Source organism: Nostoc sp. FACHB-280 (genome assembly GCF_014697615.1).
Lineage (GTDB): Bacteria > Cyanobacteriota > Cyanobacteriia > Cyanobacteriales > Nostocaceae > Nostoc_B.
This window is the reverse complement of the sequence record NZ_JACJSD010000013.1, coordinates 15,927-33,252: the sequence shown is the minus strand read 5'-3', so window position 1 is coordinate 33,252 and position 17,326 is coordinate 15,927. Positions and strand designations below refer to the sequence as shown.

Annotated in this window: 17 protein-coding genes; 7 read left to right on the top strand and 10 right to left on the bottom strand. The window is 38.7% G+C overall.

Annotated elements, in window-relative coordinates:
• Positions 1–15 precede the first annotated feature (15 nt).
• The 3 genes from H6G75_RS11810 to H6G75_RS11800 all read right to left on the bottom strand — a co-directional run bounded on the left by H6G75_RS11810 (position 16) and on the right by H6G75_RS11800 (position 2,190).
• Positions 16–750 (bottom strand): HEAT repeat domain-containing protein, encoded by a 735-nt coding sequence (locus H6G75_RS11810; RefSeq protein WP_190980132.1) that lies wholly within the window; start codon positions 748–750, stop codon positions 16–18.
• Between the two features lie 54 nt (positions 751–804).
• Positions 805–1,431: a Uma2 family endonuclease gene (locus tag H6G75_RS11805; RefSeq protein WP_190980131.1), complete on the bottom strand. Its 627-nt coding sequence runs from the start codon at positions 1,429–1,431 to the stop codon at positions 805–807.
• A 252-nt stretch (positions 1,432–1,683) separates the two neighbouring features.
• Complete coding sequence (locus H6G75_RS11800; protein WP_190980130.1) at positions 1,684–2,190, bottom strand: DUF411 domain-containing protein; 507 nt, start codon at positions 2,188–2,190, stop codon at positions 1,684–1,686.
• Between the two features lie 521 nt (positions 2,191–2,711).
• On the opposite strand from H6G75_RS11800, the gene H6G75_RS11795 reads away from it, so the two are divergent.
• The 7 genes from H6G75_RS11795 to H6G75_RS11765 all read left to right on the top strand — a co-directional run bounded on the left by H6G75_RS11795 (position 2,712) and on the right by H6G75_RS11765 (position 11,561).
• Positions 2,712–3,914 (top strand): AAA family ATPase, encoded by a 1,203-nt coding sequence (locus H6G75_RS11795; protein ID WP_190980129.1) that lies wholly within the window; start codon positions 2,712–2,714, stop codon positions 3,912–3,914.
• Positions 3,915–4,085: 171 nt separating this feature from the next.
• The gene (locus H6G75_RS11790; RefSeq protein ID WP_190980128.1) at positions 4,086–5,051 is read left to right on the top strand and encodes a threo-3-hydroxy-L-aspartate ammonia-lyase; all 966 of its coding nucleotides are present in this window, start codon (positions 4,086–4,088) and stop codon (positions 5,049–5,051) included.
• An 85-nt stretch (positions 5,052–5,136) separates the two neighbouring features.
• A complete protein-coding gene (locus H6G75_RS11785; protein WP_190980127.1) occupies positions 5,137–6,627 on the top strand; it encodes a DUF1800 domain-containing protein in 1,491 nt (496 codons plus the stop codon).
• Between the two features lie 59 nt (positions 6,628–6,686).
• Positions 6,687–7,913, top strand: coding sequence for a DUF1501 domain-containing protein (locus H6G75_RS11780; RefSeq protein ID WP_190980126.1), 1,227 nt, complete (start codon positions 6,687–6,689; stop codon positions 7,911–7,913).
• A 218-nt stretch (positions 7,914–8,131) separates the two neighbouring features.
• Positions 8,132–9,430, top strand: a complete 1,299-nt coding sequence (locus tag H6G75_RS11775; protein ID WP_190980125.1) for an amino acid permease — start codon at positions 8,132–8,134, stop codon at positions 9,428–9,430.
• A gap of 222 nt (positions 9,431–9,652) precedes the next feature.
• Entirely contained in the window at positions 9,653–10,138 is a 486-nt protein-coding gene (locus tag H6G75_RS11770) for an RNA 2'-phosphotransferase (RefSeq protein ID WP_190980124.1), read from the top strand.
• A gap of 16 nt (positions 10,139–10,154) precedes the next feature.
• Positions 10,155–11,561, top strand: a complete 1,407-nt coding sequence (locus H6G75_RS11765; RefSeq protein ID WP_190980123.1) for a tyrosine-type recombinase/integrase — start codon at positions 10,155–10,157, stop codon at positions 11,559–11,561.
• An 82-nt stretch (positions 11,562–11,643) separates the two neighbouring features.
• On the opposite strand, the gene H6G75_RS11760 is transcribed toward H6G75_RS11765, so the two are convergent.
• The 7 genes from H6G75_RS11760 to H6G75_RS11730 form a co-directional block, all read right to left on the bottom strand.
• Positions 11,644–11,904 (bottom strand): hypothetical protein, encoded by a 261-nt coding sequence (locus tag H6G75_RS11760; RefSeq protein ID WP_190980122.1) that lies wholly within the window; start codon positions 11,902–11,904, stop codon positions 11,644–11,646.
• Between the two features lie 484 nt (positions 11,905–12,388).
• Positions 12,389–12,805, bottom strand: coding sequence for a hypothetical protein (locus tag H6G75_RS11755; protein ID WP_190980121.1), 417 nt, complete (start codon positions 12,803–12,805; stop codon positions 12,389–12,391).
• A 2-nt stretch (positions 12,806–12,807) separates the two neighbouring features.
• Positions 12,808–15,090, bottom strand: a complete 2,283-nt coding sequence (locus H6G75_RS11750) for a hypothetical protein (RefSeq protein WP_190980120.1) — start codon at positions 15,088–15,090, stop codon at positions 12,808–12,810.
• A complete protein-coding gene (locus tag H6G75_RS11745; protein ID WP_190980119.1) occupies positions 15,087–15,449 on the bottom strand; it encodes a hypothetical protein in 363 nt (120 codons plus the stop codon). The genes H6G75_RS11750 and H6G75_RS11745 overlap by 4 nt, the downstream gene beginning before the upstream one ends.
• A gap of 64 nt (positions 15,450–15,513) precedes the next feature.
• Complete coding sequence (locus H6G75_RS11740; RefSeq protein WP_190980118.1) at positions 15,514–16,095, bottom strand: hypothetical protein; 582 nt, start codon at positions 16,093–16,095, stop codon at positions 15,514–15,516.
• Positions 16,085–16,537, bottom strand: a complete 453-nt coding sequence (locus H6G75_RS11735; RefSeq protein ID WP_190980117.1) for a hypothetical protein — start codon at positions 16,535–16,537, stop codon at positions 16,085–16,087. Before H6G75_RS11735 ends, H6G75_RS11740 begins: the two co-directional genes overlap by 11 nt.
• Positions 16,537–17,313: a hypothetical protein gene (locus tag H6G75_RS11730; RefSeq protein WP_190980116.1), complete on the bottom strand. Its 777-nt coding sequence runs from the start codon at positions 17,311–17,313 to the stop codon at positions 16,537–16,539. The genes H6G75_RS11735 and H6G75_RS11730 overlap by 1 nt, the downstream gene beginning before the upstream one ends.
• Between the last annotated feature and the right edge of the window lie 13 nt (positions 17,314–17,326).

Genomic DNA, 17,326 nt, shown 5'->3' with positions numbered 1-17,326 from the left:
AGAAAGAGAAAAAATCTACGTCAGTTTTGTTGATGTTTCAGGTTCACGCAGTGGTGGTTCGCCTCCATTCATCAAAGTGATTGAATCTTCAGCTTCTTCACCCACTGACCACCACCCTGGTACGATTGTTTTATCATTCTGCGCCAATATTTGCAGCTTGGGTAATGTCTCCTGAATTTTGATAGCACCCGCAGCAAAACATGACCAAAATCTCACTTCAGCTTCAGCATCATCTAACCCTTGAATAATCACATTCACGGCTTGCTGATATAGATTTGCTGGTAATTCCTGAGAGAGTTTATTACCAATTCCTTCTAATGCTTGCGCCCTGATAAAAGCAGTTTCAGATTTGTTAGCGGCTATTTCTGTTAATACATTAATCACTTCTTGATTGACTTCGCAATTTGATAGAAACGCCAGCGCATACACCACACTATTTCGCTGTATAGGATCAGAACTAGTGGATAAAATCGACAATAAAGATTTCAGGTGTTTTTCAGTCGCAATTAAACTCAGAGATGTTGCAGCCTGCATCCATAATTCAGAACTTTGACTAGATAAAATACTGATTAAAACATCAGCATCTTGATCATTACCCATTTTTCCTAGTAACCAACAAGCTGTTTGTGCTTGTTCAATATCAAGGGTATCAATCCAATTGTCACTGCGGGAAGCAAAACCGAGGCTTTCAAGTATTTCAATTTCACCCGCCGCTTCTGGAAATTGATGCTTGACTTCTTGAAGATTCATATAGGATTTAGATGTGATTTTGAAAAGATAACCGAAATATTTTTATGATAAATTTTATCTCCCAGCCCTCAATATTTGTACGGCTGTTAGTTTTAAGTCTGGAAATGTTAGAGAAACGATGGTTTGATTTCCTCGAAACTGCTGAATTTCATATTCTTCATTTACTAGGGTACAAATAGATAAGGTTGGTTGTTTGGGTTTACCAATGTGTCGAGTACCACCTAAACCTGCGTAGTCTGCAATCCAATATTCAGGAATGCCTAAAACTGCGTAATCTTCAAGCTTACGGGCATAATCATTTTGCCAGTTGCTACTCACAACTTCTGCGACAAATTTTAGCGAACTACCCAGGGTTAAAATTGATTGATCAGACCAAAGTGGTTCTTGAGTAAGTTGATTGCGATCGACGACTGCAACATCAGGACGAAATGCTGTCATACCTGTGTTGTGAGGGCGTAATAGTCCTCGTTGCAGAACAAACCAAGGTAAGTTTTTTGCATCGATTTGGACACATATCTTGGTGGTAATGAAGGCTGCAACTTCTTCATGTAAGCCTGTTGGTTCCAAGTCGAATACTTCTCCATCAATCAGTTCATAGCGGTTGTTGTCGCCATAGTGGGCGAGAAATTCGTCAAAGCTGAGTGGTTGCTGTTGGGTGAGTTGGTTGATTGCGATGGTCATACCAATTACAAGATATTTCTTGAGTGATCATCATCAAGAACAATTAAGAATTTCAGTGTTGCTAATAAGTGTAATAATTTTTTTCTCACGCAGAGGCAAGGCAGCGCGTTGGGTGGGTTTCCCGACTTGAAGCGACTGCCGTGCAAAGGCGCAAAGAGTAAGAGTTTTAAACGTGAAATCATAAAATTTCACCCCGCATTTATGCAACGCCAAAATTTCTTGTTCCTATTCCCTATTTTCACTACAAGTTTTTTAATAAGATTCATATCTATTAAATACTTGTACATCACCGTTTTTATTAAATGCAATCACAGAAAATGGCTGTTTAGTGTCTCCCATTTCCATTCCTGGTGTGCCTACAGGCATGGCTGGAACTGCTAAACCTGCAAGTTGGGGTTTTTGCTTGAGAAAACGCTTGATGTCATCGGCGGGAACATGACCTTCCATGACATAGCCGTCAATAATTGCGGTGTGACATGAGGCAAATTTTGAGGGTAGGTTGTATTTTTGTTTAATTGCTTCTATTTCGTCGGTTTTGATATCTTGCTTGATTTTAAAACCATGTTTTTTTACGTGTTCTAACCAATCTCCACAGCAGCTACAGCTAGGACTACGATAAACTATGATTTCTTGCTTACCGGAGTAAGATTCTGTTTCGTTGTCCCAAATACTAGCTGCGATCGCAGATGCCGAATTACTCGTTATGCTAACTACAGCAATAATGATTATGCTTAGGCAGATATGTAGGATTTTACTCATAATTTCTGATACCTCTTTTTAATAAGTTCCAACAACGGCAGCTTTTTGCTTAGTGGTACTTTGTCTATCATACAGTTAGCATCAACTGGCTCTAAGCCTCAAGTTATACCAAGTTACAGTCCGATTTGTAGAGATGTGGTCTAAAAGTGGGAATACTGGTTGTACAAGTTACTTAATATTCAAAAGTGAAAATACCTTGACGACTATTTATATTACATTGTAACATAAGCATATCTTGTATCTACCTGATTACCATAAAAAACTGACTATACTTGTAGTATGTAGTTATCGCCCCTGTTAATTCAGCACAATTTTAAGTCTTGTATAACTTTGATGAGAAAAGTTAAGTTAAGTAATTTTTATTTACCTGGATATACACATAGCATTCTTGAATGAGTTGTAAATAATAAATTGATTTCCGAATCTCCACCCTCTACTGACTATTTTCTACCTTTACAAGTAGGTGAGAAATCAAATAAGGCTGCTATAGTTGAGCAAACATTTTTACAAGAAGTAAAAATATGGAATTTGATTATTTTAGTGGTAACGAAAGCACATCCAATAACAATAAACAGCAAAACTTACTCACTAGTGGTTGGCGACCATTACAAAGAGATATAGATTGGGAATTTTTATGGCAACTGGCGCAGAATGATAGTAAGGAATTTGCCCAAAAAACTTTTAATTTAGCTAGTACATTCAGTGAAGTTTTGGGGAGAAATAATTTTACTTGGTGGGCAAACTTATTTGCTGTAGCCTCAGAAAACACTCGTTATGAAGTTGAGAAGTTTTGGAATTATATTACACCAGATCCCCAATCACCAGACCATCGTTATAAAGATGTTTTGAGTACAGAAACCCCGATATTACAATTTGTTAGTCGTAACAGTATACCTATTGATTATGTTTTGAATCGCTTACAGGAAATTACTGTTATCAGAGTCTTACAAATATTAGGTAGACCCACGATAATTACTCAGTATTACTCTGAGAGAGATTTTTATTTCCCTGTGGAGAAGTTTGTCAGTTGGGAACGGTTGGATGTGATCAATACTGTCAATGCTTATTGGGAAAATTATGATCTTTGGCTGCAAATTGAACCTTACGATCGCGGCAGACGGCAGTATACTTTAATGTCTAAAGATTTAGCGCCATTAGTTAACAAAGCCACTTACGATTTAGCGGTGATGTTAAGTGGCTATCAAAGTCGTGTGGGTAAGGTTCACAGTCAATTCCCCATTCGGACATTTCCCGCCGATATTCAAAGCTTTACCGATAGTTTACAGCAAGCGGTTCTGAATCAAAATCAGTTAGCGGTGGTGGTACATGGGGAACCGGGTACAGGTAAAACTGCTTGGACTCAAGCCGTAGCCAAAGAAATTCTCATGCCTTTGGGGTTTGTGATATTTATTTTGGATCATGATGCGATCGCTAATTTTGTCCCGCCAACTTACTTAGAACGGATTTGTATTATCATTAACGAGGCTGATAATTTAGCGCAGAATCGTGCTTCGGAAATTGCCCAATCTAACAACAAAACCGAACATATTTTGAGTTTGTTGGATGGCACTTTATACCAAAGCGTCATTGATGAATCTGGGCTGCAAATGAAGCAGAGGTTAGTAGTATTGATGACTTGCAACACTACAGAAAGATTAGACCCAGCTATGTTACGCAAAGGACGGGTGGATTTGATTGCAGAATTTACTCAGAAGTTTGTATAAGTTGAGTGTGGTGGGCGTTTAGGGAAGGGGGATGAGGGAGACAAGGGGGACAAGGGGGACAAGGAGGACAAGGGGGAGTATTGACTAAGTACTCAGCGAGAAGTTGCGTGCGGGGGTTCCCCCCGTTGAGCAAACTTCGGTGACTCAGCACTTTCAACTTTAATCATCACAATGTCACAGCATTACTCTGTCACTGTAGACGATGTAAAAGCAGCACAGGCGCGACTGGCGGGGGTTGTGCATCAGACTCCGGTGCTGACTTCGAGAATGGTAAACGATCGCACCCAAAATGAAGTATTTTTTAAATGTGAAAATTTTCAACGCACAGGTGCATTTAAATTTCGGGGTGCTTATAACGCTTTAGTGCAGTTGTCAGAAATTCAAAAACAGCAGGGTGTAATTACATTTTCCTCTGGAAACCATGCCCAAGCGATCGCTCTGGCGGGAAAGTTATTACATATTCCCACCACTATTGTTATGCCTGACGATGCGCCGGAAGTGAAGCAACAAGCCACCCGCAGTTATGGTGCAGAGGTGATTTTATACAATCGCCACGAAACTGACCGCGAAGAATTAGCCAAAACCTTAGCCAGCGATCGCCATCTTACCTTGATTCCGCCTTACGATCATCCCCACGTCATCGCCGGACAAGGAACCACAGCTTTAGAACTCATTCAAGAAGTTGGGCAATTAGATTATTTATTAGTTTGTTGTGGCGGTGGTGGCTTAATATCAGGATGCGCGATCGCTACAAAAGCTCTATTACCTACCTGTAAAGTGATTGGTGTCGAACCAGAACTAGCTGATGATGCAACTCGTTCCTTTCACAGTAAAACTCTGCAAACTGTAATTAATCCACCGACAATTGCTGATGGTGTGAGGACTCCCAGCTTAGGTAAATTAACTTTTCCCCTAGTGCTGAATTACGTCGATGATATGGTGACAGTTTCTGAAACTGCCATTATTAACAGTATGTTTTTCCTTTGGGAACGCCTGAAAATTGTCGTTGAACCCACCGGTGCATTAGCCGCAGCCGCCTTACTCAGCAATGTGCTGTCAGTAAAAGATGCAAAAATAGGTGTAATTATCAGTGGTGGTAATGTAGATTTAGCAAAGGTAGCTAAATTTATCCAGTAATTCACTGAGGAGATTTTGAACTTTTTTTCTTGTTTGCCAGTCAAATAACGATGTGTTCGCCAACTGAGCAAGGATAACTCAAGTTATGACAGTCAAACCCAGATATTTGGTATTGTTGCTGTTCATCTTGTTGGTAGGAAGTGACCCCATCTATGCAGCTAATAAGCCTGTTGACCCAAAAATATTACACCTAATTAATCGGTTGAGTTTTGGGGCGAAACCTGGAGAGATTCAAAAAGTCGAGTCTGTAGGTGTAGAGCGTTATATTAAAGCCCAACTTGCACCCAATTCTATATCAGAACCACCCAGCCTTACCCGCCAGCTTTCGCAACTAGAAACACTCAATTTAAATACGGTCGAACTTAGAAACTATCTTAAGGTTCCACCACAAGCAACCCCAGAAGAAAAGAAAGCTTTGCAAAGAAGAGGCGGCAAAATTTTACAAGAAGCCGTGAAAGCGCGGTTACTACGAGCCACTAGCAGTAACCGCCAACTGCAAGAAGTGATGGTGGACTTTTGGTATAACCATTTCAATGTTTATTCTGGTAAAGGAAACGCTCGCTACTGGGTGGGAGCGTATGAACAAGAAGCAATCAGACCTTATGCTTTAGGGCGATTTCGGGATTTACTCGGAGCCACAGCCCATCATCCCGCAATGCTAGTTTATTTAGATAACTCGCAAAACAAAGCTAGTCGTCGTCCTGGTGCTACGCCACGGGTAAACGAAAACTACGCGCGAGAATTGATGGAACTGCATACTTTGGGTGCAGATGGTGGTTATACGCAACAAGATGTGATTGCTTTAGCGAGAATTTTTACAGGTTGGGGAATAGCACGTCCAGGTCAACAGACAAATGGCAAGTCGCTATTTTACTTTGACCCCAAGTTTCATGATCCCAGTGATAAAGTTTTTTTAGGACACACTATTAAAGCTAGTGGTCAAGCGGAAGGCGAACAAGCTTTAGATATCTTGGCGCAAAGTCCAGCAACAGCCCATCATATTAGTTATCAATTGGCTCAGTATTTTGTGAGCGATCGCCCACCTGCTAGTTTAGTTGATCGTCTGACACAACGCTTCCGTAATACTGATGGCAATATTCGCGCCGTTTTAGAAACTTTATTTCAAAGCCCAGAATTTTGGGATAAAAAATATTTCAACGCTAAATTTAAAACCCCACTTCAATATACTGTCTCCGCAGTCCGGGCTACAGGCCTAGAGGTGAACAACACCATACCTCTGTCTCGTAACCTGGAACAGTTAGAAATGCCTGTGTACGGTTGCCGCACTCCAGACGGGTACAAAAATACACAAGATGTCTGGTTGAATCCCGAAGCAATGAACCGTCGCCTGAGTTTTGCCACTGCGCTAGGTAGTGGTCGCTTACCACTGCTAGGTACAGCCAATAATCAACCCAAAAATAAAAGCATTAACCGCGTTCAACCCCTGGATGTTACGCAGCTAATTAACACCTTGGGTAACTCTCTATCACCCAAAACCCAAAGTGCGATCGCTGCTAGTCCTCCAGAACTCAAAGCCGCATTAGTCTTGGGTAGCCCAGAATTTATGCGTCGTTAGCCCCGACTCGTACTTCGACTTCGCTCAGTGAACAGCACTCAGCACTTTAGATTACCAATATGAAAAGACGTGATTTTCTAATTCAAGCAGGATTGTTTTCGACAACTGCGATCGCTTCTGTGAGTTGTAATACTTGGGTAGTGCATTCTGCTACCAAGAAAAGCGATCGCCAGCGTTTGATTGTGATTTTTATGCGTGGTGGTGCAGATGGGTTAAATATTGTCGTACCTTATGCAGAGCCAGCATACTATCAAGCCCGACCAAAAATCGCCCTTGCCAAACCCGGACAAGAACACGGTGTTTTAGATTTAGATGGACACTTTGGTTTACATCCAGCCCTAGCCCCATTAATGCCTTTCTGGCAACAAGGAAATTTAGCCTTTGTTCATGCTGCGGGTTCCCCTGATCCCTCGCGTTCCCATTTTGACGCGCAGTTTTATATGGAAATTGGCATTCCTGGAAACCAAAGAGTGAGCGAAGGTTGGATGAATCGCTTAATGGGTGCTATCTCCAATAAAACACCCATCCAAGCAGTGAGTGTTGGTACAACCAAACCACGCATTTTAAATGGTCAAATGCCAGTTGCTAATTTAGCCTCCGGGAGAAATGCTAACAAACCAATTGCCATAGATAGACCACGAGTAAGTGCAGCATTTGACCGATTGTATGGTGGTGATGATGCCCTCAGTCAAACTTATCATCAAGGACGTGTTGCCCGTGAAGCCTTAATGACAGACTTAGCCCAAGAAATGAAAATGGCGAATAATGGCGCACCCCTACCCGATGGCTTTGCGGGTGATGCTCAACGATTAGGTAAACTCATGGCTAAAGATCCGAGAATTGAATTAGGGTTTATGGCCTTGGGTGGTTGGGATACCCATGTTAATCAAGGTAGCGATCGCGGTTATTTAGCCAGAGGCTTAGGCAGTTTAGGCAAAGGATTAGCCGCCTTAGCTCAAAGTTTAGGCCCGGTTTATCAAAACACAGTCATATTAGTCATGTCAGAATTTGGCAGGACATTACGCGAAAATGGCAACGGCGGCACAGATCATGGCCACGGCAATGTTATGTGGGTTTTAGGCGGTAAAGTCCGTGGTGGTAAAGTTTACGGTGAATGGCCTGGTTTAGAAACAGCCCAACTTTATGAAAAACGAGACTTGGCTGTTACCACCGATTTTCGAGATGTAATTTCTGATGTCTTAGCACAACATCTATCTGTAAACGACAACCAACTAAGTAAAGTCTTCCCCAGTTATACACCCAAGCAAAAAATTGCTTTGTTGTAGGAGGTTAGAGGTTACAGGTGAGAGGTTAGAGGTTACAGGTTACAGGTTATAGGTTACAGCATTAAAAGCTTTGTCTCCCTTGTCCCCCTTGTCCTCCTTGTCTACCTTGTCCCCCTCATCCCTACCAAACAAGTCTCATTAATCACATTTTTTAACCAAATACTGATTACCAAAAGTCTCTGCTAAGATAATTGGTTACATAACTTAACATCTTTTCTATGACCACAATTAAGACGGCTTTCCAGACACATCAACAAGAAGTCACGCGCTTGTTTTCGCATGTGCAGGTTGAGGGTAACAAACTAACTCATCAACCGGGGAGTGTTCTGGGAAGCACCGCCTTAGTTGCAGGTACAACCGTAGGCGCGGGAATTTTGGCGTTACCTGCGGTGACATTACCTTCTGGTGTGATTCCTTCTACAGTCTTGTTAATTGGTGTCTGGCTATATACTTTAGTTTCTGGTTTATTAATTGCCGAAGTTAGTGTTAATACCATGCGTTCGGCTGGTCGTCCCAGTGTGGGCTTAATGGCAATGATTAAAAACACCCTGGGAACTACGGGAGCAGGGATAGCTGGTGTGGCATATATGTTACAGCACTATGCTTTGTTGGTAGCTTATGTTACTCAAGGTGGTGAGATTTTGATGTCTGCGGTTTCTCATCTTTGGGGTGGAGAAAATTATTTACCTAGCTGGGTGGGAACAGCAGCGTTTACATTGCTGTTTGGCAGCATTATGTACTTAGGACGGGAAAAATTCATTGAAAAATTGAATAACTTCTTGGTGGGAATTGTGATTGTGTCTTTTTTGGGACTCTTTTTATTAGGAGTTACCCAAGTCCAAGGTGTACATTTTCGGTTTCAAAACTGGAGTGCATTGGGGACGGCTGTACCAGTCATGTTAGTTGCCTTGTTTTACCATAACGTTGTGCCGGTGGTGGTAACGCAGTTAGAAGGAGATAGTCGTAAAGTTCGCCAGTCAATTATTGTTGGTTCAGCAATTCCTTTGGTGATGTTTTTAGCTTGGAATGCTGTGATTTTGGGTAGTGTCAGTCCAGAGACGATTCATAGTACAACTATTTTCGACCCCATCCAAGTACTGCGGGCTGGTGGCGGTGGAGAATTATTAGGAGTGTTGGTATCTATTTTTTCAGAATTTGCGATCGCCACATCCTTTATTGGATTTGTTTACGGTTTGCTAGACTTCTTCCAAGATATTTTTGCCAAGACACAAACCAACTCCACCAGCCGCTTACCCTTATATTCCCTGGTGTTACTACCACCCCTTGGTTTAGGTGCAATTAACCCCAGCATTTTCTTCACCGCTTTAGATTTTGCTGGTACTTTTAGCATCTCAATTTTAGGTGGTATTATTCCCGCATTAGCCACATGGAAACAACGTCAACAACTGCAATATACAAATCAGTTTGTTCCTGGCGGTAAGCTGACACTGATTTTAATGATAGGAATTGCAGTAGTTATGATACTAAAAGAAATTCTGGCGATGGCAAATTTCTAAGTGCTGTACACTTCGACTACTTCGGCTGCGCTCAGTACAAATTCGCTCAGTGTACGTGCTGAGTTAACGATTCTTAGGACTTACGCAAAAACCCTCTCGAATCCTCTTAACTTCGTGTCCTACCCTGCGGGAAGCCGCTATCGCGTCTATGCGCCCTTTGCGGTTGTTTCTTCATGATTCTACGTCAGTCCTGATTCTACTTCTAACCCTGCCCCCTGCTATATGAATACTCCCCGCCTAGTCAAAATTAGTAAATTCTTAAGCAAATATCTCCGCCACCAGCCAGAATCTTTAGGTATTAAACTTGCGCCTGGTGGTTGGGTTGCAGTGGAGGAACTTTTAGCCGCTTGTGCTAAACATAAGTTTCCTATTACTCGCCAGGAATTAACAGCAGTAGTCGCCACTAACGATAAACAACGCTTTAGTTTTGACTCTACTGGTACTTTAATTCGCGCCAACCAAGGACACAGCGTAGAAGTTGATTTACAATTACTACCTGCTGTCCCGCCTGATGTGCTGTATCACGGTACTGGACACAAAGCTGTTGAGTCTATTTTGCAAACTGGACTCAATAAAATGTCTCGCCACCATGTCCACTTATCACAGGATATAACTACAGCCACAACTGTCGGTGCAAGACATGGTAAACCCGTAGTAGTATGCAATGCTTATATACCAAATATTGTAAGATTGAGCATGAACATTTGAGCATCTATTGAGCATTATGGTAAATAGCAGTAAAACACCGACTGGTAAGACCAAGAAAGGTCAGGTAACGGTAAGACCAGATAGCGGAAGTATCAAGGCTTGCTTTCCCCGTACTTACTTTGCAGATGGTAAACAAGTCAAGCTAGGTACTGGGATTAATCCTGACGACTGGGAAGCTACAGCGACTAAGTTACAACGACGGCTACAGCTAGAACTTGAGGAGGGAAAGCTATCAACGGCTGAGGGGATATTCAACCTTGGACGTTATCAGGAGATTCTCGAAGAATACGGGTTAAGAGCAAAACTGAGGGTTGTAAAAGGCGGTTTACCATCTGATAATCAGATACCGCCCAAACCTGAATTATCACTGATGGAAGTCTGGGATATGTATTGTGAGTACAGAAAACCAGGATTGAGAGAGAGTACGTATAAAAATACGTACCAAATGGTATACAAAAATTTTCTTGAAGCAGCGATTAAAGCCACTAACTCAGAAGATGCTTTAAAAATCAGAAATTGGCTAATTGAAAATAGAAGCTGTGAAACTGTCAAAAAATTATTAGTCAATCTCTCAAAAGCGTATCGATTGGGAATGAAAAATAAATTACTATCTCACAACCCGTATGAAGGTATGGCAGAAGAGATACAAAGATTAGGCGCACAAGGTAAAACGCAAGAGGAAATAGAAACAGATGATGATGTACTTGACCAATCAAAAGCCTATACATGGGAAGAAGCGCAGATAATACTTGATTATGTGGAAAATAGACCCGCGCTTTCTCATTGGTTTAGTTTCCTCAAATTCAAATTTCTCACAGGATGTAGAACGGGTGAAGCGATAGCACTTAGATGGTTTAACGTTGAATGGGATAAAGAAAGAATAATAATCGCATGGACGCACGATGGAGCAACTAAAAAGTTTTATCCACTTAAAAATGACAGGTCTTATAAAGGAGAGGAAAAACGTAAGTTTCCAATGCCGAAAGACGGTGAATTGTGGAACTTATTAAAATCGATTCCAAAAAAAGAACCTCATGATGTAGTTTTTGAAAGTAAAACAGGAAAAATAATAGACAGAGATGTTTTCAGTCTCGCATGGAGAGGGCATGATAAAAAGAAATGCAAAGGAATAATACCGCCATTAATAGAACAAGGTAAACTCACTAAATACCTATCTCCATACAACACACGACACACGTTTATTACTCATGCAATTTTCGATTTAGGAATTGATGAGAAGATAGTTAGTAAATGGTGTGGTCATACCATCGACGTAAGCAATAAACACTATCAAGATGTAGCGATATTCGCTGAGAGAGTTAATCCAGAAGTGAAACAACAATCAGAGTTAGATTTACTCAAGGAACAGTTACGACAGCAACAGGAATTGATTAATAAGCTGTTAGCTGAGAAAGACAAGTAAGCACAACTAAATCAAAAATAAAAACCACTTAGAAATTTAATCTAAGTGGTTATTTTTTCTACAACATTGCAAATGTCTATATCTATTGTATTCGATGAAATTCAATATAAAACTCTCTACCTAAATCAAAGTATTCTGCTGCTGCAAACCAATTAAAATTTAATTCTATTTTTCCCTGTAAATCAATATTAAAGCTATCAGGTGGTAACAAGTCAATCTTAATTGCTTTATCTTTAGGTACTAAAATCACTGATTGTTTAGTAAATCCTTGGTGAAAAGAAAGCGTATCAACTTTAAACCGTATTTTCGGTAATTCATCCAGACTAATTAAAGGAATATCCATAATCAAACCAAAAAAACACCCATCTGTTTTAATGGGTGCTGTTATCCATCGTCTACACCAAGTAACAACAAGTTAGGAAGCTTTAGAAAAGTCAATATAGTACTCTGTTCCAGTCTTGAAAAATGTTTGAGCTTCTGGATTCTCAAGCCTCATCTCAAGTAAACCTGATGGAGTCATAGCCCAGAACTTACTATTTTCCTCACTTCCTCCCATCACAGGCTGTAATCTAACCTCTGTCGCTGGTGAATGAGCGAAAGTTGTAATTGAGTCTACGTAGAATTTAGCTCTCATTTTTTATTTCTCTAACGGTTAATTCAGTATAGCTATATATTTTTTATGTCTCTATTCTCTAAATTACTTGGACTAGTAGTTGGAGTAAATAAAAAACACCTATTTTTTTAGGTGTTAAATCTGTATATTCGCTTCTCCTTAAAATTACTCCAAGTATTACTCCAAGTATTACTCCAACTAATTTTAAATACTCCTATGTTTTAAAAGATTGCTCTTTCTGCAAATAGGTTTCTATATCTTCAATTTCCCTCTCAAGCCGTTGTGTTTTATGGTCAATCTTCTCATTTAATTGCCCTAAAATCATCTGTACGGTATCCTTTCTATTTTCATAGTCCTGCAAATGAACATCGAAACGTTTATCGAGCAACAAAACATCCTTGTGTATTTCTCTAACTGTGTCAGATATCGTTGCAGTTTTATTCAAGTCCTCTCTTAAATCTCTAATCTCATTCGCTATAGAATTGAATTTACTTACTGCTTTGATAGCTACTCCTACAATCATTGACATACTAACAATAATTCCGAGAAAAATACTGGTAGATTCTAAGGTTATCGTCATCCCTTGAGGGTTAGCAGAATTAGCGGCTATCAATATCTTTGTGTCTTTCATGATTAATCTTCAGACTTTTGAGTGTGTTCTTTAGTTACATTCTGATTAACTTTAGCCGCTTCTTTCTCACCATTAATCAGTGCTGTTACTGCTTTTTCACTATCATCTTTAGCTTTAAAAAATTCATCTCTCTGATTTTTCAATTCATTGAAATTTTCACCGATAGAAACCATTTCACCAGTTATCGCACTGAACGCTGAAACAGTTTCCTCTGCATTGTTTAAGCCTTCTATGATATTGTCCCACTTCTTCTGATAAGCAGTTTTAGAAGTAGTGTTTTCAGACATATTCGGAAAAGCATTCTCAAATATTGCACCACCTTTTTTAAGTGCATTCCCAATTTTACCCGTGTTATTAGCTGTTAATTCTGCGATACTCCTAGCACTATCAAACATCCCTTGCACTTGGTAAAACATATTAGTCGTAGCTTGATACATTCTGTTAGCTGCATTCCATGATTTTTTAGCGTTGTTGTAATTGTCTTCACCAAAAATAGTTTTGAAAAAGTTTTCAGTCCATTCTGAAACTAAACCACCAAAACCGACTTCTTCACCCTTCTCATTCTTCCACTTAAAACCTGCAAGTTGAGCAATGTTATCAATTCCACTAAATAAAGTTTCGCCTACACTTCTGCTTAACATTGCTGCATTGTGCATAGTAGTTATCAGAGTCAAAATGTTGATGACTCTATCAATTTGTAATAACTGCCATAATCTACCGAACGTACCAGATAAACCATCAGGAAGTTGAACACCTAATTTATTGTTAATGGTATTCAACATTTCTAATTGAGCAGTATTAGCACCTGTGTTAATCGCATCTAATATATTGCCTGTATTTTGATTGGTGTTGCCATTTACATTGTTAACAGCATCATCAATGGCTTTTTTACCACAACCTGTTTTAAGACTGTTGCACATTGCTTTACCAGTTGCAGTCTCTATTTGAGGAATTGTTGGGATAGATGGTTTTAAATTGTCAGCTACTCTTGCAGGAATTAAGGGAATTAAATTAAGTATAGAATTTAATTTTGGTATAGCTTCTTGATTCACTTTCTCTTGTTCCTTAATTTGCTTGCCGATTTTATCCAAATCAGTTTTAATTCTGGTATTGTCCTTTTCTAGCTGTGTGATTTTCTCAGTGTTTGACTGCGTAATTTTAGTATTGCTAGATAAAGTTACCTTTGTCTTTTTATTCCAAAATTCATTATTCTGTTTTTGAATTTCTTGCTGCCACTGTTGAGCTTTAAATTCAAACGATTGCTCATAAGTCTTGCGTAGACTGGCGTTAGTGGCTTCTATGTCTTTGCGTGAAATACCGTTTTGTTGAATTGTATTTATTTGTTGGGTAATTTTTTTCTGTTCCACTTCTACAGGCTGTAGTTTACCATTCACTAATTTGATGGTAAACTCTTTAAGTTCAGCGATTTTAGTATCTATAGTTTTAGGTAGTCCCTGAACTGTTTTGAATCCAGTTTGTAAATCAGAAATTATCTTTGCTTGCACCGAAATTTTTTCATTAGCTGATTTAATTTGATTGTCAGTGTTTTTAAGGTTTGATTGAATCTCACTAACAGTTTTTGTAATTTTCTCCTGAAAACCAGAACCGATATTTTTCAATGCCTTGTCAAACTCAGATTTTAAAGATTTGAAATTACTATTTTGTTCATTAATCTGAGTTTCTAATTTTTTTCTCCCTTCCCTGGTTTCGTAGAGAGCATCGTTAGCTTGTTTCTTAGCCGCGTCTACTTTCTCTTCTACTTTTTTTCTACCCTCTCTCACTTCATAAGTAATATCATTCTGGAATTTTTTAAATTCTTCTCCTTGTTTTTGCAATGTTTTTATTTGAATTGAATTGTTAATAGTACGTGTAAAACTATCCTGTAAATCTGCCTCAGTTCTGCGTTGTGTTTCAAGATTTATTTCTTGAATACCTTCATTTGATTTAATAAGCCAAGTTGTTGCACCAGCATTTAGTACTGCAAGAAAATTGCTAAATCTACTACCCAAACTAGGATTGATTTTTTTAAATGCACCTTGTTGCAATAAATCAGTAATTTTTTTTGCATTAGTAGCGGCTGTATTTGCTTTTTTTGCAAGGTCATTTGCTACAGACGCGGTTTTTGATGTTTTTGTTAGTCCGTTTTTAATAGCTGAAATTTGGCTTTTTAATGCCCTACTTTGAGTAATATCTTTTAATCCATCAGCATATTTTTTAAATTCTGATGCTAGGTCTGTCGCTTCTTTTAATTGCTTTAAGGCTTGCGTTGTTGCTGGAAATGTCATCTTAAAAAATTCCTTACGGCTGTAACTAATTTAGTAATTCCTAACAAATATTGCTCTACACTACTGCAATACGTCTCTAGTTTGCCTACCCTTTTACTTAAATTATTTAATGTTTTATCATCCGGCTGTCCCTGTTTTAATTTTTTTAAATCATTTACATCATTAGCCAATCGATTGATTCTACTTTTAATGTCAGAATCGGTATTCTTTAACTCACCAATCTTTGAATTTAAATCATTTACGCTTGATTGCAAACCTGAGATTTTGTTTTCTAAAACACCAAACCTAGAATTTAATTTATTTATTGCTTCATTTAGTCGGGCTAGTGCTGCATCAATATCTTTGCATTGTTCAGCCATTTTTTATTTTTAATACTTTACTTATTTGATTAACAGTCGATACAGTTATTTAGTTTCACTCGGTTTATTTTCCCTTTACTTTGTTTGCTAAATTATTAATTTTCTCTGCTGTACTTTTGCAAGATACACAACAGTATCCAGGGTAGCCATTGTGTTTACATTTAATGTGTCCGGGTGGACATTCGTCATCACAAACAATAGTCACCTCTGGTTGTTCGCCTGGAAAAAACTTTTTAAAAATTCTCCCGGTTTTATCAAATACCTCAACCAAGTATCCGTTCCCTAAACAGCTACCATTAAAAGCAACTGTCATGTTTACTACTTGGTCAGGATAATATTTAGCACTAATAACAGCGTCATCTGCATATAAAACAAAAGCTGGATAGTTGCCACTACCCGTCACACCTCCATCCTGCGGTGTTTTCACATAAATATTTTTATTTGGATTGATACGGAAAATTTCTATTCCTGAGCTTCCATCAGGTAAATAATTTGTGAGTTTATATTCACAAACTATATCTTCTCCTTGTGCATCTAAAGAAGATTCATTTGTGTAAGTCATCCCAGGATATTTACTTTCAATTTTTGTTTCTTTTCCTTTATGTTTAATAATCGCTGTTGCTTTACTACTGTCATCACAAGCCATAATTATCAGGGTTAATTACTAAAGGTTCATCGAGTTCTATCTGTGCTGGTGTAGCTGGGTAAAATAGTTGAATTAAAATTGTGTGCGTTATTTTGTTTTGATTGATGTAAGTATCAAAAATACTAATTAGAATAACGTCTGTATATTCGTCATTAATACCAATTAATCTACTAATCAAAGCTATTAACAAACTTTCGGCTGTATTATTAATTGATGGAGTTAAGCCAACTAAATCACTTTTTTTGATATATAAATATTCTTCGTTTTGTGTTGCATTGTTTCCAAAATAGAGTGCTAGAGAACTAGAGCGACTAATTAAACTTTCTGAACTCCATAAAACAGCATTTGTAAAAGCTGTAACGATATCAAATATTGAGGGAGATAAATAAAATTGAGAATTTAGTAAAGTATCTCCCTGATAAAAATTACCTCCTAAATACATTACGTTGTCCTTACAGCGAAACCACCGGAAGCATTATTTAAAATCGTAAATATTTGTGTTGTTCCGTTTGGTTGAATAGTGTCATAACGAGACGAACCGGAAGCACAGACACACGCTATATCATCAGACGTTTTACCAGCTATACCAGTGTTAGAGCTACTCGCTAAAAGTAAACCTGTAATTACATCTCTTTTGTTAGTTTGTGGATTTGCAGTAGCTAGGAAAGTACTTGTCAAAATTAAGAATTGATAGTTTTCATTTGAATAAGGATTAATTGAGGTGCTTTTCCATGTACTCAAAGTTGTAGCAGTCGGATAAAAACCCCAATTCCATAGATTTAAGTCCCACCAACTAGGTCTAATAGCAGGAATAAGGGAACCTATCATTACAACTACACTACCTTGTACTGCTATGACTAATTTGAGTTCATCACCTGCACTAAAAGCAGTAAAACTAATACTAGAACCAGTTGCAAAAGCACTAAAAGTAGTAACAGCACTCCCACCTGTACCTGTGTGAGTTGTTGCATTCCAGGTGCTAAAAATCTGTGTTGCAACTACAAGAGCAGAACTAATTGAAATTACAAAATAATTCTTGCCGTAGGTTTTAGAAGTGTCATTGACAACTTCATAAACTAATATTCTGTTTGTGCTGGTGTAGTCATCATAAAGAGTACTAAACCCAGCATTAATCATTGCTGTTTTGATGGCTGCTACTAAATTCGTTTGAGTAATAGTAGCAGCTAGATTTGTTGTCGTTCTAGCTGCAATCACCATAGTAGAAAAACCT

Excerpts from the sequence above, each read along its gene's own strand:
- H6G75_RS11810 (WP_190980132.1), bottom strand. The coding sequence starts at position 750 with ATGAATCTTCAAGAAGTCAAGCATCAATTTCCAGAAGCGGCGGGTGAA.
- H6G75_RS11805 (WP_190980131.1), bottom strand. The coding sequence starts at position 1,431 with ATGACCATCGCAATCAACCAACTCACCCAACAGCAACCACTCAGCTTT.
- H6G75_RS11800 (WP_190980130.1), bottom strand. The coding sequence starts at position 2,190 with ATGAGTAAAATCCTACATATCTGCCTAAGCATAATCATTATTGCTGTA.
- H6G75_RS11795 (WP_190980129.1), top strand. The coding sequence starts at position 2,712 with ATGGAATTTGATTATTTTAGTGGTAACGAAAGCACATCCAATAACAAT.
- H6G75_RS11790 (WP_190980128.1), top strand. The coding sequence starts at position 4,086 with ATGTCACAGCATTACTCTGTCACTGTAGACGATGTAAAAGCAGCACAG.
- H6G75_RS11785 (WP_190980127.1), top strand. The coding sequence starts at position 5,137 with ATGACAGTCAAACCCAGATATTTGGTATTGTTGCTGTTCATCTTGTTG.
- H6G75_RS11780 (WP_190980126.1), top strand. The coding sequence starts at position 6,687 with ATGAAAAGACGTGATTTTCTAATTCAAGCAGGATTGTTTTCGACAACT.
- H6G75_RS11775 (WP_190980125.1), top strand. The coding sequence starts at position 8,132 with ATGACCACAATTAAGACGGCTTTCCAGACACATCAACAAGAAGTCACG.
- H6G75_RS11770 (WP_190980124.1), top strand. The coding sequence starts at position 9,653 with ATGAATACTCCCCGCCTAGTCAAAATTAGTAAATTCTTAAGCAAATAT.
- H6G75_RS11765 (WP_190980123.1), top strand. The coding sequence starts at position 10,155 with ATGGTAAATAGCAGTAAAACACCGACTGGTAAGACCAAGAAAGGTCAG.
- H6G75_RS11760 (WP_190980122.1), bottom strand. The coding sequence starts at position 11,904 with ATGGATATTCCTTTAATTAGTCTGGATGAATTACCGAAAATACGGTTT.
- H6G75_RS11755 (WP_190980121.1), bottom strand. The coding sequence starts at position 12,805 with ATGAAAGACACAAAGATATTGATAGCCGCTAATTCTGCTAACCCTCAA.
- H6G75_RS11750 (WP_190980120.1), bottom strand. The coding sequence starts at position 15,090 with ATGACATTTCCAGCAACAACGCAAGCCTTAAAGCAATTAAAAGAAGCG.
- H6G75_RS11745 (WP_190980119.1), bottom strand. The coding sequence starts at position 15,449 with ATGGCTGAACAATGCAAAGATATTGATGCAGCACTAGCCCGACTAAAT.
- H6G75_RS11740 (WP_190980118.1), bottom strand. The coding sequence starts at position 16,095 with ATGGCTTGTGATGACAGTAGTAAAGCAACAGCGATTATTAAACATAAA.
- H6G75_RS11735 (WP_190980117.1), bottom strand. The coding sequence starts at position 16,537 with ATGTATTTAGGAGGTAATTTTTATCAGGGAGATACTTTACTAAATTCT.
- H6G75_RS11730 (WP_190980116.1), bottom strand. The coding sequence starts at position 17,313 with ATGGTGATTGCAGCTAGAACGACAACAAATCTAGCTGCTACTATTACT.